Raw genomic sequence first — 14,898 nt, forward strand, 5'->3', positions numbered from 1 at the left:
CAACGCAGCCAGGCGGACTGTGTTTGATCAACCGCGTGGGGCCGATTTCTGCGGCGAACTGCCAGCGTGAGACGCCGGCGCCGAGGTCAGCGCATGACGACCTGATCGAAGTGTGTCGAGGTGTGCCGCAGTTCGGCCGGCAGCTCGGCGCCCGGCTCCGGCGGGTCGACCTGACGCGGCAGGTACAGCATCGAAACCAGCATGTGCGGCGGCTCGGCGAACCACTGCTTGCGTCCCTGCCAGCGGAACGGTGACCGAGTCCGGTTCACGGCCGCGAGGCCCGAGCGCAGCAGTTCCTTCGCACGCGGCGCGAGCCCTCGCAGGGTGCGCGGCGCTTCGAGCCCGACGCCCTGCACCGTGCCGCCGCTGACCACCACGACCCAGCCGTCTTGACGCGATCGCGTCTGCCGGTAACCGATCCGGTCGCCGCGTTGCACCGGGAACGTGTCCAACACGGTCGCGCGGGCTTCGACGGCGGTCGGATCGCCGAGCCACAGCTGCGTGCCGATGCGTGGCCGGAACCGCGTTCGCGGAAAAGCCAGCTCCAGATCGGTGACCTCGGCGTGGTCCAGATGGCTGACATATATGGTCTCGACGCGGAACCCCGCGTCCGTGAGCGCCTCCACCCAGGATCGGGTCTCGGCGACGGGATCGGCCGCGGCGGGCCGGGCGAGCGGCAGGTGCAGCGAGAAACCGTCGACCCGCTGGCCACCCAGTGCCTCTGCCGCGAGCGGCAATTCGTCTGGCGCGATGCCCTGACGGCGCAGCGAGCTGCGGCAGTCGACGACCATCCGGTGGCCGGCCAGCTTCCGCACCGCGTCCACGGACGCGGCGGTACGCACCACGCGGTCGTCCGGAAGCGCCGGATCAAGGCCGTCGAGGTACGGATCGAGCACGATCACGTCGCCGGAGAAATAGTCGATCACCGACGCGGCCTCGTCCTCCGTGCCCACGGCCAGCTGATCCACGCCAAGTGTGGCGGCCGCGCGCGCGAGCACCGGCACGGTGAAGCCGTAACCGTTGCCTTTGGCCACGGGCACCAGGTCGGGCTCGCTCCGTGTCACGCGCAGCTGATGATGTCGCCAGGCACTGCGGTCGACGTACAGGGTGAGCGGCATGTCAACGCCGGGCCAGGTAGAACTGAAACGCGCGATACAACACCGGGTTGATCGGGTAGTCCCACTCGCCGAGGTACTCGACCGCCTCGCCACCGAGTCCGGCCTTGAAACGCAGCAGACCGTACAGGTGATGCGCCGGGTCGAGCGAGTCGCCGATACCACGTAGGTCGTATACGTTCATGCCGTCGGCAACACAGTCCTGGATCATGCGCCACTGCAACGCGTTCGACGGCCGGTATTCACGCCCCTGGTTCGCTGACGCGCCGTAGCTGTACCAGGCGTACGACCCGACGCGCACCATGGTCGCCGCAGCCAGCGCTTCGTTACCGCGCCGCGCGATGTACAGCCGGATCCGCTGCGGATCCTCCTCGTCGAAGGCGTCGAACATGCGCTGGAAGTACTCCAGCGGTCGCGGTGTGAACCAGCCCCGCGCCGCAGTCTCGACGTACAGCCGGTGAAACTCGGGCAGCCAGCTGCGCCCTACACACGCCACGTGTACGTCGGCGCGCTGCGACAGCCGGATGTTTCGTCGCCACTGCTGACTGAATCCCGCGCTGATCTGCTCCTCACTGCGCCCGGCAAGCGGAAGCCGGAAGAGGTAACGCGGCTGGAAGTCGGTGAAACCGTCGCCACCGGGCCTCGCACGCCGCCATCCGAGTGCGCGCAGCCGTCGTGATAGTTCGTCAGCTCGCGCATCGACGTAATCCGCGGGCACGTCACCGAGCCGCCACTGCCCTCCGCCGGCCATCGCCTGCTTGAGCGTCGCCACAGACCAGATCCGGCTGACCACCTTCGGCCCCAGCTTGACCGCGAACGCCCCGCGCCGCCGCAGTCCCTCGACGAGTGGTCCGAGCCATTCCGCCACCTCGGTCCCGGTGCGCTCGCCGAACCAGTCGATCATCGGTCCCTCGGGCAGATACGCCAGGCAGCGGCGTACTCGCGGCAGCCACCGGTAGAGCACGAGGCCCGCCCCCACCAGCCGCGCGCCCTGGTACCAGCCCAGCGACTCCGCATCCCACCCGCTCTTCACGGCACCCCACGACGGACACTGCAAGAACGACACGCCGATCCCGCCGACAGCACCACTGTCGACAGCACTGCGAACAGCACTGCCGCCACCAGCAACGCCACCGACACCGACACCGACACCGACGACGCCAACCGCCCTATCCACGAATTCGAGGTGAGCCGCGCGGCCGAGCTGCCGCACCACCAGCCCCGCAGTCGCCTTGCGTGATGATCTGCTCGCGTAAAGTAGTGCCACGCCGAGCGAGGGTACTACTCCGCCTTGGCCAGCCGCTCGCGAATCCAGGAGATGTCAGCCGCTTGAGCGGTAGCAGCGCCGGGGGTCTCACAGACGAAGTCGGCGCCCACCGCCGCCGCCGCAAGCACCGCCGCGGCCAGGTCCGCCGGGGCGATGGCCCCCTCGCCGAAGTTGGCGTGCCGGTCCCGGCCCGAGTCCAGGCCGCCCTGCGAGTCGTTGGCGTGCATCAGGTCGATCCGCCCGGTGATCGCGAGGACCTTCTCCACCACCGTCTCCACCGGCTCGCCCCCGGCGAACGCGTGGCAGGTGTCGAGGCAGAACCCGACGTCGTATCCGTCGAGCGCGTCCCACAGCCGGGCGATCGACTCCAGCCTGCGGGCCACCGCGTGATCGCCGCCCGCGGTGTTCTCGATGAACATCGGGCAGGAGAACTCCAGCCCCGCCACGGCCTTGCGCCAGTTGTCGAAGCCGAGCTCGGGATCGTCGTTCTTGGTCGTGTGCCCGCCGTGCACCACGACCCCCGCCGCGCCCAGTTCCGCCGCCGCGTCCAAGGTCTGCTGCAACAGCTTGCGGCTCGGGATCCGCAGCCGGTTGTTCGCCGACGCCACGTTGATCACGTACGCCGCGTGCACGTACAGGGTCAACTCAGCGTCTTTCACGGCCTGTTTGAGCGCCTCGGCACCGTCCGGGTACAGCGTGACCGGCTTGTTCCAGCTCTGCGGATCGCCGAGCAGGATCTGGATCGCCTCGGCGCCGCGTTCGGCCGCGGCGCCGATCGGATCGGCGGGGTCGACGGTGCAGCCGACGCGCGAGCCCTGGGTCTTGGTCATGAGGCCAACCGTACGCCCGCTCGCCGACACCCGCCGCAGTCAGTCGCTGTCAGTGGCGGTCAGTAGAGTCCACCGTGAGCGAGCCCGAAAAGCAGACCGATCCCGGAAAGGACGACTCCGGTGATGTTCACGAACCGCTCGGCCGTCGTCGCCGAGATCATCTGCGCCCACAGCCCGGTGCCCAGGCCGAACAGCCCGGTCCACGAGCCGAGCAGGTGCAGCGGGGGGAAGAAGGCGCACACCGCGGCGACCAGGCCGAGGACCGCGGTCAGCATGCTGCCGGTGTTCTCCAGCGGGTGGCTCCCGCCGTCGGTGTTGAGGATGAAGTGGTGCCGGTGGACTCCTTGGGAGGCACTGCCCGGAGGGACCGTGCGGGACATCGATGGATCCTTCCTGCCGCGGGCGTCTTCGGCCGAACGGGTCGGGCACGCCCCCGCGCGCACGGTGCGGGCGCCGCCCCTCCCACTGTCACCATCGGGGCGTTTCCCGTCGATTTCAAGGGTCCATGAGGGTGCCGCTAGACTTGCCCGAACCCGGTCTGTGCACGCACCTGAGCACAGCCCGACGCATAACCCTCCTGTCGCGGAGAGCCCGCGGCCGTTTTGAGTCCATAGGAGGTGGGTTTCCGTATGCGTCATTACGAAGTCATGGTCATCCTCGACCCGGACCTCGAAGAGCGTCAGATCGCTCCGTCGGTGGAGAGCTTCCTGAACGTGATCCGCACCAACGGCGGCACGGTCGAGAAGACCGACATCTGGGGCCGTCGCAGGCTCGCCTACGAGATCAAGAAGGGCGGCAAGAAGGTTGCCGAGGGCATCTACGCCGTCATCAACCTGAACGCCGAGCCCTCCGTGGTGAAGGAGTTCGACCGCCAGCTCAACCTCAACGAGGGCGTGCTGCGCACCAAGGTCATCCGACCCGACCAGCGGTGAGTGTTCCTCAGTCACCGAGCTGCGCCGGGCACTTGCCGTCATCGTCGGGGCGCTGCGCCCCACAAGACCGCTAGCCCGAAAGGCGAGTAGAACCCCATGGCAGGCGAGACCGTCATCACCGTCGTCGGGAACCTGACCGACGACCCCGAACTGCGCTTCACCCCGAGCGGCGCGGCGGTGGCGAGCTTCACCGTCGCTTCGACCCCGCGTGCCTTCGACAAGAACACGAACGAGTGGAAGGACGGCGACGCGCTGTTCCTGCGCTGCTCGATCTGGCGCCAGGCCGCGGAGAACGTGGCCGAGAGCCTGACGAAGGGCATGCGCGTGGTCGTGCAGGGCCGGCTTCGCCAGCGGTCCTACGAGACCCGCGAGGGCGAGAAGCGCACGGTCGTCGAGCTGGACGTCGAGGAGGTCGGCCCGTCGCTCAAGTACGCGACGGCGAAGGTCACCAAGGCGTCGCGCGGCGCAGGCGGCGGGTTCGGCGGAGGCGGAGGCGACTCGCGCGGCGCAGGCGGCTGGGGCGGTGCTCCCTCGGGAGGCCCCGGCAACTCCGGTGGGGGCAACGCACCCCAGGACGACCCCTGGGCCACCGGTGGTGGCTCGGGCGGCGGCTGGGGCGGCGGCTACTCGGACGAACCCCCCTTCTAGACCGACAGATTTCGCAGGGATAAGAGAGCGATCATGGCTAAGCCCCCGGTGCGCAAGCCGAAGAAGAAGGTTTGCGCCTTTTGCAAGGACAAGGTCACGTCCGTCGACTACAAGGACACGAACCTGCTGCGGAAGTACATTTCCGACCGCGGCAAGATCCGTGCCCGTCGCGTGACCGGCAACTGCACCCAGCATCAGCGCGACGTCGCCACGGCCGTGAAGAACAGCCGTGAGATGGCGCTGCTGCCGTACACCAGCACCGCGCGTTAGGAAGGGCCGAGAAGATGAAGCTCATCCTCACGCACGAGGTCACCGGCCTCGGCGCCCCAGGCGACGTGGTCGAGGTCAAGGACGGCTACGGCCGCAACTACCTGCTGCCGCGCGGCTTCGCGATCTCCTGGACCAGGGGCGCGGAGAAGCAGATCGAGACCATCCGCAAGGCCCGCCGCGCCCGCGAGGTGCGCGACCTCGGCCACGCCGAGCAGATCAAGAAGGAACTCGAGCGGCTCAACGTCCGGCTCTCCAGCCGGGCGGGCAACTCGGGCCGGCTGTTCGGCGCGGTCACCGTGGCGGACATCGCCACCGCGGTGTCCAAGGCGGGCGGCCCCTCGGTGGACAAGCGGAAGATCGAGATCCCGGCCCCGATCAAGACGGTCGGCAGCCACAAGGTCTCCATCCGGCTGCACCCCGAGGTCGCGGCGACCATCGGCCTGACGGTCACCGCGGCCTGACGGTCGTCACCGCCTGATAGTCGTCACGCCCGACGGTCCGTCCGCCGGGTACCGACGCGGTGTCGGGTGCCGCGCCTGAAACGGAGGCGCGGCACCCGACTTTTTTCTATCCACAGCAGGTGGAAAACCACCCGCCGGACCACTGCACCTCACGGCGCGAGCCACCGGGGGCGGCAGGTTCGTCCACACCGGTTGTCCACTCCATACGCACAGGACAAGGCCGGGTTTTCAACAGGAACAGGCCGGTTGTCCACAGGAATCTCCAGGTTATCCACAACCCCTGTGTACTTCCCGCTCGCCTGCCGCACCCACCCGCCGTACCGTGAATGACCCACCCGCGTTCCACAGCCCCCGTATCCGGATCAACGACCCCGACCGACCCGGACCCTGAATTGCAGGCCGCGAACTGCGGGCCGCGAACCCCGGATCCGCCGACACCCGCCTGACCCGAGGAGGCGAGCAGTCCCATGTCCGCCTTCAACGGTCCGGACGGCGTACCCGAACCTCCCGACGACGGCATGGGCGACCCCGGCCCCCAGGGCTACGGCGGCAGCAGCCGCTCGTCGTACGACCGCACCCCGCCCCAGGACCTGGCAGCCGAGCAGGGCGTGCTCGGCGGCATGCTGCTGTCCAAGGACGCCATCGCGGACGTCATCGACGTCATCAAAGGGCGAGACTTCTACAAGCCCGCGCACGAGTTGGTCTTCGACTCGATCCTCGACCTCTACGGCCGAGGCGAACCCGCCGACGCCGTAACCGTCTCGGCGGAACTGACCAAGCGCGGCGAGCTGGCCAGAGTCGGCGGCGCACCGTACCTGCACACCCTGATGTCCTCGGTGCCCACCGCGGCCAACGCCGGCTACTACGCGGTGATCGTGCGGGAGCGCGCCATCCTGCGCCGCTTGGTCGAGGCGGGTACTCGCATCACGCAGATGGGCTACTCCACCGACGGCGCGGACCTCGACGAGATCGTCAACCGCGCCCAGGCCGAGATCTACGGCGTCACCGAGCAACGCGCCGGCGAGGACTACGCCGCCCTCGCCGACATCATGGAGGGCGCGCTCGACGAGATCGAGTCGATCTCCAACCGCTCCGGCCAGATGACCGGCGTCCCCACCGGCTTCACCGACCTGGACCAGCTGACCAACGGCCTGCACCCCGGCCAGATGATCATCCTCGCGGCTCGTCCCGCCATCGGCAAGGCCCTCGCCGTCGATACAGCGCTCCCGACCCCGACGGGCTGGACCACCATGGGCGCAGTCCGAGTCGGCGACTTCCTGCTAGGGGCTGACGGGCGCCCCACCCGAGTCATCGCCGCGACAGAGGTGATGAACGACCGCCCGTGCTACGAAGTCGAGTTCTCCGACGGCGCGGTTCTCGTCGCCGACGAACAACATCAGTGGCTGACCGAGACCCGGGCGTCACGCGAGTCGGCCCAGTCCGCCGCCGCCGGATACAGCCGCAGCCACAACCACAGCCGCAATCAGCAGACCTCCGCCTCCGTGAAGACCACCCGGGAAATCGCCGTCACTCTGCACTGCGACCCGGCTGGCACACGAATCAACCACGCCGTTCCGGTCGCCAAAGCCGCGCAATTGCCGACGGCCGACTTCCCGCTGTCCCCATACGTGCTCGGCGTCTGGCTCGGCGATGGCGACGCAGACTCGGCCCGATTCGCCACCACCGACCCGGAAATCATCGAGAACCTCAAGGCCGAAGGATTCAGCATCGCCCCGAGCGAGAGCCTGGACTACTCGCTCCCCTTCTCCGCCGGGTCCACACCACAGTGCCCAGATTGCGATTGCGGCGACCCGTCGAACGCTCTGACGCACTGCCAGGCAGGCCATGACCGCCATGGAACCGTGCAAGCGGTTCTGCGGCACATGGGAATGCTCGGCGATAAGCACATCCCACAAGATTACCTACGCGCCTCCGAAGCCCAGCGCCGCGACCTACTGGCCGGACTGCTCGACACCGGCGGTTACGTCGACAAGACCGGCGCCGTGCACTTCTCAGCCACCAACCGGCGGCTAGCGCACGATGCGTGGGAACTCGTGATGAGTCTCGGCTACAAAGCGACGATGACGACAAACCTCGGCGCCAGTCACGACAGTGATCGCCCGATCTGCTACATGATCACATTCACGCCGTCCGAGAAGGTATTCCGCCTGCCGCGCAAGATCGTGTGCCAGAGCCGCGAGCACCCGAGCACTGGCCTGCGATATATCATCGACGTCCGCCCGATCCAGTCCGTGCCTGTCCGCTGCGTGGAAGTGGACAACGACGACCACCTGTACCTCGCCGGTCGCACCTGGATCCCGACGCACAATTCGACGCTGGGACTGGACCTTGCCCGTTCCTGCTCCATCCGCAACGGCCTGACAAGTGTGATCTTCAGCCTGGAAATGGGCCGCAACGAGATCACCATGCGCCTGCTGTCCGCCGAGGCGCGGGTCGCCCTGCACCACATGCGCTCCGGCACGATGACCGACGACGACTGGGCGCGCCTGGCCCGGCGCATGGGCGAGGTCTCCGCCGCGCCGCTCTTCATCGACGACTCCCCCAACATGTCGATGATGGAGATCCGGGCCAAGTGCCGCCGCCTGAAACAGCGTCACGACCTGCGCCTCGTCGTGGTCGACTACCTCCAGCTGATGTCCACCGGCGGCTCGCGCCGCCCGGAGAGCCGCCAGCAGGAGGTCTCCGAGATGTCCCGCGCCCTCAAGCTGCTGGCGAAGGAACTGGAGATCCCGGTCGTCGCCATCGCCCAGCTCAACCGAGGCCCCGAGCAGCGCACCGACAAGCGCCCGATGATGTCCGACCTGCGCGAATCCGGCTCTCTGGAGCAGGACGCCGACGTGGTCATCCTCCTGCACCGCGAAGACGCCTACGAGCGCGAATCCCCGCGCGCCGGCGAGGCCGACCTCATCGTGGCCAAGCACCGCAACGGCCCCACCTCGACCATCACCGTCGCCTTCCAGGGCCACTACTCCCGCTTCGTCGACATGGCCCAGAGCTGATATGTAGGTGTAGGGACTCATTTGGAATGGCGGATTCCCAGATGAGATGGCGAGAGGCTGGCGGATCCGCCAGGAAGGCTAGCCTTCAGTAGTACTGAAGGACACAACAGCAGTACTGTTCGAGACTCGTGTTAGACTGAAGACGTCAACGCCGGAGGTGATCATGACGGTCGAACCGAATGGGTTCTTCGAGTACCTGCAACTGCTGGACGGCGAGCCCGAACTGGTGACGAAGTCCGAACTCATAGCGCGCGTTCGAGGCGCGGGCTACCCCATCACCGACCGGCAGTTGACCTTCTACGTCACGGAAGGGCTTATGCCTCGGTCAGTCCGAGTCGGTTCACGAGCTGGTGCATACCCGACCGTGGTCGTCGAACTGCTGACCTGGATCCGGCGCGCTCGGGATGTAGGGGTCTCGATCGAAGCCCTGAAGGAGCTACTCCCCGTCTGGAAGTTCCTGATCCGGGCGCGCTCCTCAGGGGAGTTGATACTGGGTGAACTGGAGTATGTAGCCCGACAGCACGTCACATCCGTCGAGGGCTCGCTAGGTGTCGTACGTGTCGTCGCCGACGTGATGGGCCATCGCTGCCCGCGATGCCAGAAGGACATGGTCATCGTCACGAAGGACGGCGAACGTAGGCCGATGAACTCTCCAGAGACCACCGTGGGCTTCGCGATCGCCCGGTCGTTTGAAGACGAGGACGGGGCATCGACGCCCGACTGGTTCGCGGCGACCCGCGTGAGCTTGGCCTTCACGGACAGTCACTCATCGGATCCGACGACTGTGATCCTTGGAGTGAAACCGAACGAGGCGTTGCCGCCGGATCCCGACGCAGACAGGTCACGCGACTGTGAGCTGGAGGAAGCCGCGACCACATAGCGCGTCTCCAAAAAAGTATCTGAGGCGGGCATTGGAGTGCCCGCCTCAGTAGAGGGTCGCAAGGCAACCCGTTATGGCACGGACAGCCTACGACCCTCACTGCCAAGCCGCCAAGCGGCACACGTCAGATTGAGGAGTTGAAAGCCAGTGTCGATCCAAATCACGCGCACGGAACTCTCGGGCGGCTCCACACACGAGCACATCGTCCGCCTCTGGTGGACCAACCCCAGCACCAACGAGTCCGGCAACAACTCGCGCGCCGAAATTGTGGCGTGGATCGAGAACGAGAGCGGCAAGGCCTACACCGATGATGGTAGAGGCCATCGGGCCGATGTCTTGGTGCGGACCTCCGAGCGCGGCGTGAAGTACCTGCAGACCCGCGCCGACGGCGTGTGGGGCAACAACCTGCTGGCGCTAGCGCATACCCGGCGATAGCCAGCTGTGGGTTGGGGGATCAGATTCCCCCAACCCACACGCGGACGGGGTGTGGAACAACAACGTCCTGGCGCTTCCCCAGCGGTAGACATTCATGTCTCACTCTGATGGCGGCCTCGCCATCAGAGTGAGACTCAGCGGAGGGATCGGCTTCACCCGAACGATCGGGTCCGCCTCGCGCGGGATCGTTTCCCTCGTACCTGCCGTCCAGCCGACCGCCGAAAAGCACAGGGGCGGAAGGAAAGCGCTGCTCCAGCCCGGCATTCCGCAAGAACCTCCACGGCCGCAGCTACCGAACTAACGCGGCGGCCCCAGGGTCCTTACTTCCATGACGCTCCCGGAAGCTGACGCGCCCTCGGCGCTCCGCCCGGGCTGAGTCTCGCGGTCAGTATCGGCGGAACGCCCAGGTTGACGGCGGGCGGAACTGTCGGCGGCCGATATTGAACCTGACGGTGACCTCCGTCGGGGCGGAACAGAGAACGAGAACGACGGAGAGCAACATGTCAGGCGAGATCATCAACCACGAGGTCCTCGCGCAGTTCGCGCAGAAGAACGTGAACGTGCCGAAGGACGAGGCGGCGGAGCGGCGCAGGCAGGTGAACCACCTGCGGCAGCGCCTGGAGAAGCACATCGACGCGCACCCCGGGTTCGACCTGGTGAAGCTGCGCGCCGCGGGGAGCACGGCCAAGCACACGGCGATCCAGCGCAAGAAGAATGAGGGCTCGGACGCCGACGTCGCAGCGTACCTGCGCACCGGGGATCTCGACATCGATGAGTGCGAGCTGCTGGAGTGGCTGAAGGAGCGCTGCCGCGCCGTGTACGGGGCGACGAAGGACGCGGAGGATTTCGTCATCTCCGAGCACGCCGTGGGTATCACCCTGCGCGGCACGGGCCTGAAGATCGACGTGGCACCGGTGCTGTACACCGGCGAGCCGGACGACAAGGGACACCTGGTGACCCGACAGGGGAACAAGGTCCTGACCTCGGTGACGCTGCACCTGCGCTTCATCGAGGAACGCAAGCGCCAGGCCGGCCGCGGCTACGCCGAGCTCATCCGGCTGCTGAAGGCCTGGATCCGGCACTCCAAGGTCGAGGACCCCTCGCTGCGCTGCAAGAGCTTCCTGCTGGAGCTGCTGGTGGCGCACCTGTGGGAGCACGGCTGGAACGGCGAGTCCCTGCAGGTCGACGACTACCCCAGGGCGTTCGAGCAGGTGCTGTCCTACGTCGTGACCACGGGGTTGAAGACGCCGATCATCTTCGAGGACTTCTACGGCGCCGACGAGGTCGTGGCGTGCTCGGACCCGATCCAGGTCTGGGACCCGGTCAACCCGGAGAACAACGTCGCCTCGACCTACGTGGAGCTGGACCGGCGCCGCCTGGTCGAGCACGCCCAGGCCGCGCTGGAGTCGGTGGCGTGGGCGGCCATGGCCCCCACGAAGGGCGACGCTACCGATGCCTGGCGCGACCTGTTCGGCCCGGCCTTCCCGGGGGCGTGAGCGCAGTGACCGCCTCGATGACACGCTCCGCCAGCTTCACGATCACCGATGCCCGGTACGTCGGGGCCAAGGTGGGGACCGACCTTCGGCTTCTGCACAACCTGTACGGCAAGCCCGATTTGGCCGTCATCCCCGACTACGTCGAGGAGGTCGCCCTGCTGCTGAAGGCTGGCTACCTCAACACGGTGGACTACGGCTTTCGCAACGCCGACGGCCAGTCGTGGCGGCTGCGCCTGCGCTACCGGGCCACCACCGGGGGCCAGCTGCTGGACAGCCGCCCCGGCGCCCTGCCGACCAGCGTCGCCGTACAGGGTTTGGACTTCTACAGCTATCTCACCTACAGCTCGGCCTACCGATCGCTGGGGGCGGCGGAGAAGTCACGGTTCGGCCAGGACCTGCCGTTCCAGCGCACCGGCGCGCCGGAGCCGACCACGTCGCTGGGCACGACCACCACTGGCAACGGGTACGGCCGGGCCGGCACCGGTGTCACCCGCGACGTGTACGTCGCGTCGTAGTCCCCTCCCCTCGCAGAACGGATATGCCTCATGGCCAATCAGGACGACCTGTTCCACCCCGTGATCGAACTCCCAGAACCGGTCCGCCAGGCCCGCTACGACCGGCTGGTCGGGCTCGACGGCATCAAGGAGCGCCTGCGCAAGGAGGCAGCACTGCTGGCGGACCCGCGGCGACTGCAGGCATGGGCGAGCGAGCACCACGGCACCGACCGCGTGGCCGCCTTGAGCCTGTTCACCGATCAGGCGCCGCTGTTCGTGTTCGCCGGCGACGTCGGCTCGGGGAAGTCTGCGCTGGCCGAGTCCTTCGGCGGCGACCTGGCCGAGTTCCTGAGCCTGCCGGTCTACTTGTACCGCCTCAAGCTGTCCACGCGCGGCAGCGGCCTGGTCGGGGAGATGACCACCCTCATCGGCGAGGCATTCGCGCACCTGCACCACCAGGGCGGCCGGGCGCGCGGGCCCCGCGGCGCCACGTCGGTGCTGGTGTTCGTCATCGACGAGGCCGACGCCCTGGCCCAGTCGCGCGAGGCCCAGCAGATGCACCACGAGGACCGCGCCGGGGTGGACGCGTTCCTGGCCGGCATCGACAGCCTGGCTGGCGCTGGGGTCCCGGTGCTGGTGGTGATGTGCACCAACCGGGTGGGGGCGTTGGACCCGGCGATCATGCGCAGGGCCGCTGCCGTGTTCAGCTTCGGGCGGCCCGACGACCGGCAGCGGCGCGCCGTCCTGGAGCAGGCGCTGTCCGGACTGGGCATCGGGCCGGACACCATCGCCAAACTCGTCGAGGTCACCGGCCCTACCGCCGACGGTCCCGGGTTCACCTACTCCGACCTGACCCAGCGCCTGATCCCGGCCGCCATCTTGCATGCCTTCCCCCATGAGCCCGTCCGCGACCTGGACCTGCTCACGCTCGCTGCCGACATGGCCCCTAGCCCGGTGTTCAAGGAGACTGAGTGAGCGGCGCGCTGCCGCCCCCCAGCCGCAGCGGCGTGCGCCTCGGCGGCGACCTGTACCAGTGGCTGGTGGCGTGGCGCGGCTGTGTGACCGTGCTGCGCGACCTTGCCCTGCGCCCGGCCAACCCGGTCGTCGCGGTCGGCGTCGAAGCCGACGGGGCCGGGAACCTCGACGACGTCATCTTCTACCGCACGCAGCCGCCCAACAGCTACGAACAGGTCAAGTACGCCGTCGACAGCGCCACGCCGGTCAACGAGGGCTATCTGCTGAGCCCCAGCCCCACCGGTGGCCCGTCGATCCTCGCCAAGATCGCCGCGGCGTGGCGGAGCCTGACCGCGGGCGGCTCGCCGGTCGACCTTGCTCTCGTGACAAACCGGCACCCCGACCCCGGCGACCCGCTGATCCGCGACCGCGACTCCCGCACGCAGCTGCTGCTGCCCAAGGCTGGCTTCCAGGGACCGCGAAGTGATCGAGGCAAAGCGCGGCAGCGCTGGGCCGCCGGCGCCGGGGTGAGCGAGCAGGAACTGCTGGAGCTGCTCGGCGTCCTGCGCTTCGACCTCGGCCGCGACCCGCAGCACCTGCGTGAACTGGTCCAGCTCCTCATGCTGGCCACCGGCCTGCGGCATGAGGACCAGGCCATCGACGCCGGCGCCGACTGGGTCGCCCGCATGGTCCGCGACGGCCACAAGACCCTGAGCCTGGACCTCATCGAGAAGGCAGTCCAGGACCTCGACTTGAAGCAAGGCCCGGCCCGAGCCGTGCTGTCGATCGCCACACTCAAGCCGGACCCGGTGGCCGACCAGGCAGACTGGAGCCTGGACTGGACCGACCGCTTCGACGGCACCACTGCCTACTCCAAGCGCCGCCCGAAGGCGCCAGCCACCTGGGCGCAGCTGCAGGCGGACATCGAAGCCGCCCCAATGCACCTGCATGGGAAGACCGACATTGCCGTCACCGGAAGCCTTCGTCAGGCGCCCGCGTTCTGCACCGGGGCCGCGTTCCGCGTGGTCTCCGGCGCCGACCTGGCGATCCTTCAGCGCGGGCAGATATGGAGCACCTCAGCGGACTACGAGGTCGCGACCCCCGCAGCGGTCAAACACGCCCTCGGCCAAGGCCCGGACCTCGCGGTCGCGATCGCCGTGGCCACCGACCCGACCACCGACGTGCTGGACTACCTCCGCGACCAGCAACTACCCGTCGACTCGTTGCTCGTGCTCGCCCCGCCAAGCGGAGTCGCCAAGGACAACTCCGTCCCCGACGCGTCGGCCGCCAACGCCCTGGCCGTCGGCATACGCAACGCCGTACGAGCGGCGGTGCGCACTGCGCCCCACGTCCACCTTTTCCTGGCCGGGCCAATGGGGCTGGCTCTGATGCTGGGCCACAGGTGGAACCGCATCCGACCCACCACGGTGTACGAGGACGTCGCCACCGACGACTTCTACGAACCCGCCTTCACCATCGACGCCTGAGCGGTCACAGACCCTGACGCGCGCGAGACTTTCTGGCGTGTGGCCTGCCACAACCGCCGGGATGCTGGGCCAGCAGTGGATGCCAGCCCCGGCGTGGCAGCAGTCGACACGGTCACAGTGATAACGCCGGGATGCCACGGATTTCCATTTCGCGGATTGCGGCTGGACAAGCACTCGGCACCGGTCCTTCCGGGCGATTCATTCCGGCTGAGCGCTTCCGACATCCACCCATGATGTTGTCGTTGCGCACGACGCCAGAGGAGCGGCATTCGAGGTTCTTCGGGCCTACCCTGTCGAGGGCGATGTTGCAGCCCATGCAAATTAGCCCCCGGTTGTGGCCCCGCTTCTCCGCGTCACACTTCCTGGGGCAGCAGGCAGAGCTCTCCGCCAGGTGAATGGGACCGAACGCTCCCCGCTATCTACTGGAACTTGAGCTGTTTCGCAGGTCAGCCATATGTACTTCGCCAAGCCGACCCTCTACCTGCAGAGGAACGGTTTGGGTAACCGTTCCTGATGGCGGTTTGATGGCGGCTTCGCCATCAGAGCGGGATTCCATGCCTGCGCGGAGCCAACTTCGCCATTTCGTGTACGAACGAACCCACGTCGCTA

General features: G+C 67.8%; 15 protein-coding genes. 11 read left to right on the top strand and 4 right to left on the bottom strand.

The annotated features are described in order from the left end of the window. Window positions 1-86: 86 nt before the first annotated feature. From VGS97_RS16125 to VGS97_RS16140, 4 genes are read right to left on the bottom strand one after another with little or no spacing between them, the layout of a single operon-like run. Window positions 87-1,118, bottom strand: a complete 1,032-nt coding sequence (locus VGS97_RS16125; protein ID WP_326854344.1) for an alanine racemase — start codon at window positions 1,116-1,118, stop codon at window positions 87-89. A gap of 1 nt (window position 1,119) precedes the next feature. After that, a complete protein-coding gene (locus tag VGS97_RS16130; protein ID WP_326854345.1) occupies window positions 1,120-2,382 on the bottom strand; it encodes a lipid II:glycine glycyltransferase FemX in 1,263 nt (420 codons plus the stop codon). Window positions 2,383-2,396: 14 nt separating this feature from the next. Continuing rightward, complete coding sequence (locus tag VGS97_RS16135; RefSeq protein ID WP_326854346.1) at window positions 2,397-3,212, bottom strand: deoxyribonuclease IV; 816 nt, start codon at window positions 3,210-3,212, stop codon at window positions 2,397-2,399. 59 nt (window positions 3,213-3,271) lie between these two features. After that, window positions 3,272-3,592, bottom strand: coding sequence for a hypothetical protein (locus VGS97_RS16140; RefSeq protein WP_326854347.1), 321 nt, complete (start codon window positions 3,590-3,592; stop codon window positions 3,272-3,274). 249 nt (window positions 3,593-3,841) lie between these two features. Here VGS97_RS16140 and rpsF point away from each other — a divergent pair, with 249 nt between their 5' ends. The 11 genes from rpsF to VGS97_RS16195 all read left to right on the top strand — a co-directional run bounded on the left by rpsF (window position 3,842) and on the right by VGS97_RS16195 (window position 14,289). Next, window positions 3,842-4,144: a 30S ribosomal protein S6 gene (rpsF, locus tag VGS97_RS16145; protein ID WP_326854348.1), complete on the top strand. Its 303-nt coding sequence runs from the start codon at window positions 3,842-3,844 to the stop codon at window positions 4,142-4,144. A 96-nt stretch (window positions 4,145-4,240) separates the two neighbouring features. Then, complete coding sequence (locus VGS97_RS16150; protein WP_326854349.1) at window positions 4,241-4,792, top strand: single-stranded DNA-binding protein; 552 nt, start codon at window positions 4,241-4,243, stop codon at window positions 4,790-4,792. Between the two features lie 33 nt (window positions 4,793-4,825). Then, window positions 4,826-5,062 carry a 30S ribosomal protein S18 gene (rpsR, locus tag VGS97_RS16155; protein ID WP_211469144.1) on the top strand — a complete coding sequence of 79 codons (237 nt, stop codon included), beginning with the start codon at window positions 4,826-4,828 and terminating at the stop codon, window positions 5,060-5,062. Between the two features lie 14 nt (window positions 5,063-5,076). After that, a complete protein-coding gene (gene rplI, locus VGS97_RS16160) occupies window positions 5,077-5,523 on the top strand; it encodes a 50S ribosomal protein L9 (protein ID WP_326854350.1) in 447 nt (148 codons plus the stop codon). A gap of 518 nt (window positions 5,524-6,041) precedes the next feature. Further along, the gene (gene dnaB, locus VGS97_RS16165; RefSeq protein WP_326854366.1) at window positions 6,042-8,543 is read left to right on the top strand and encodes a replicative DNA helicase; all 2,502 of its coding nucleotides are present in this window, start codon (window positions 6,042-6,044) and stop codon (window positions 8,541-8,543) included. Between the two features lie 163 nt (window positions 8,544-8,706). Then, entirely contained in the window at window positions 8,707-9,423 is a 717-nt protein-coding gene (locus tag VGS97_RS16170; protein ID WP_326854351.1) for a MerR family transcriptional regulator, read from the top strand. A 147-nt stretch (window positions 9,424-9,570) separates the two neighbouring features. Further along, complete coding sequence (locus VGS97_RS16175; protein ID WP_326854352.1) at window positions 9,571-9,858, top strand: DUF3892 domain-containing protein; 288 nt, start codon at window positions 9,571-9,573, stop codon at window positions 9,856-9,858. Window positions 9,859-10,358: 500 nt separating this feature from the next. Beyond that, entirely contained in the window at window positions 10,359-11,354 is a 996-nt protein-coding gene (locus VGS97_RS16180) for a CBASS oligonucleotide cyclase (protein ID WP_326854353.1), read from the top strand. A gap of 17 nt (window positions 11,355-11,371) precedes the next feature. Next, window positions 11,372-11,869, top strand: a complete 498-nt coding sequence (locus VGS97_RS16185; RefSeq protein ID WP_326854354.1) for a hypothetical protein — start codon at window positions 11,372-11,374, stop codon at window positions 11,867-11,869. Between the two features lie 30 nt (window positions 11,870-11,899). Further along, window positions 11,900-12,823 (top strand): AAA family ATPase, encoded by a 924-nt coding sequence (locus VGS97_RS16190; RefSeq protein ID WP_326854355.1) that lies wholly within the window; start codon window positions 11,900-11,902, stop codon window positions 12,821-12,823. Continuing rightward, window positions 12,820-14,289 carry an SAVED domain-containing protein gene (locus tag VGS97_RS16195; protein ID WP_326854356.1) on the top strand — a complete coding sequence of 490 codons (1,470 nt, stop codon included), beginning with the start codon at window positions 12,820-12,822 and terminating at the stop codon, window positions 14,287-14,289. Before VGS97_RS16190 ends, VGS97_RS16195 begins: the two co-directional genes overlap by 4 nt. Window positions 14,290-14,898: the final 609 nt, after the last annotated feature.

The organism is Actinocrinis sp., assembly GCF_035946395.1.
Lineage (GTDB): Bacteria > Actinomycetota > Actinomycetes > Streptomycetales > Catenulisporaceae > Actinocrinis.

Bases quoted from the DNA above. Each gene is read 5' to 3' on its own strand.
- VGS97_RS16125 (WP_326854344.1), bottom strand. From the start codon at position 1,118: ATGCCGCTCACCCTGTACGTCGACCGCAGTGCCTGGCGACATCATCAG.
- VGS97_RS16135 (WP_326854346.1), bottom strand. From the start codon at position 3,212: ATGACCAAGACCCAGGGCTCGCGCGTCGGCTGCACCGTCGACCCCGCC.
- VGS97_RS16140 (WP_326854347.1), bottom strand. From the start codon at position 3,592: ATGTCCCGCACGGTCCCTCCGGGCAGTGCCTCCCAAGGAGTCCACCGG.
- rpsF (WP_326854348.1), top strand. From the start codon at position 3,842: ATGCGTCATTACGAAGTCATGGTCATCCTCGACCCGGACCTCGAAGAG.
- VGS97_RS16150 (WP_326854349.1), top strand. From the start codon at position 4,241: ATGGCAGGCGAGACCGTCATCACCGTCGTCGGGAACCTGACCGACGAC.
- rpsR (WP_211469144.1), top strand. From the start codon at position 4,826: ATGGCTAAGCCCCCGGTGCGCAAGCCGAAGAAGAAGGTTTGCGCCTTT.
- rplI (WP_326854350.1), top strand. From the start codon at position 5,077: ATGAAGCTCATCCTCACGCACGAGGTCACCGGCCTCGGCGCCCCAGGC.
- dnaB (WP_326854366.1), top strand. From the start codon at position 6,042: ATGGGCGACCCCGGCCCCCAGGGCTACGGCGGCAGCAGCCGCTCGTCG.
- VGS97_RS16170 (WP_326854351.1), top strand. From the start codon at position 8,707: ATGACGGTCGAACCGAATGGGTTCTTCGAGTACCTGCAACTGCTGGAC.
- VGS97_RS16180 (WP_326854353.1), top strand. From the start codon at position 10,359: ATGTCAGGCGAGATCATCAACCACGAGGTCCTCGCGCAGTTCGCGCAG.
- VGS97_RS16185 (WP_326854354.1), top strand. From the start codon at position 11,372: ATGACACGCTCCGCCAGCTTCACGATCACCGATGCCCGGTACGTCGGG.
- VGS97_RS16190 (WP_326854355.1), top strand. From the start codon at position 11,900: ATGGCCAATCAGGACGACCTGTTCCACCCCGTGATCGAACTCCCAGAA.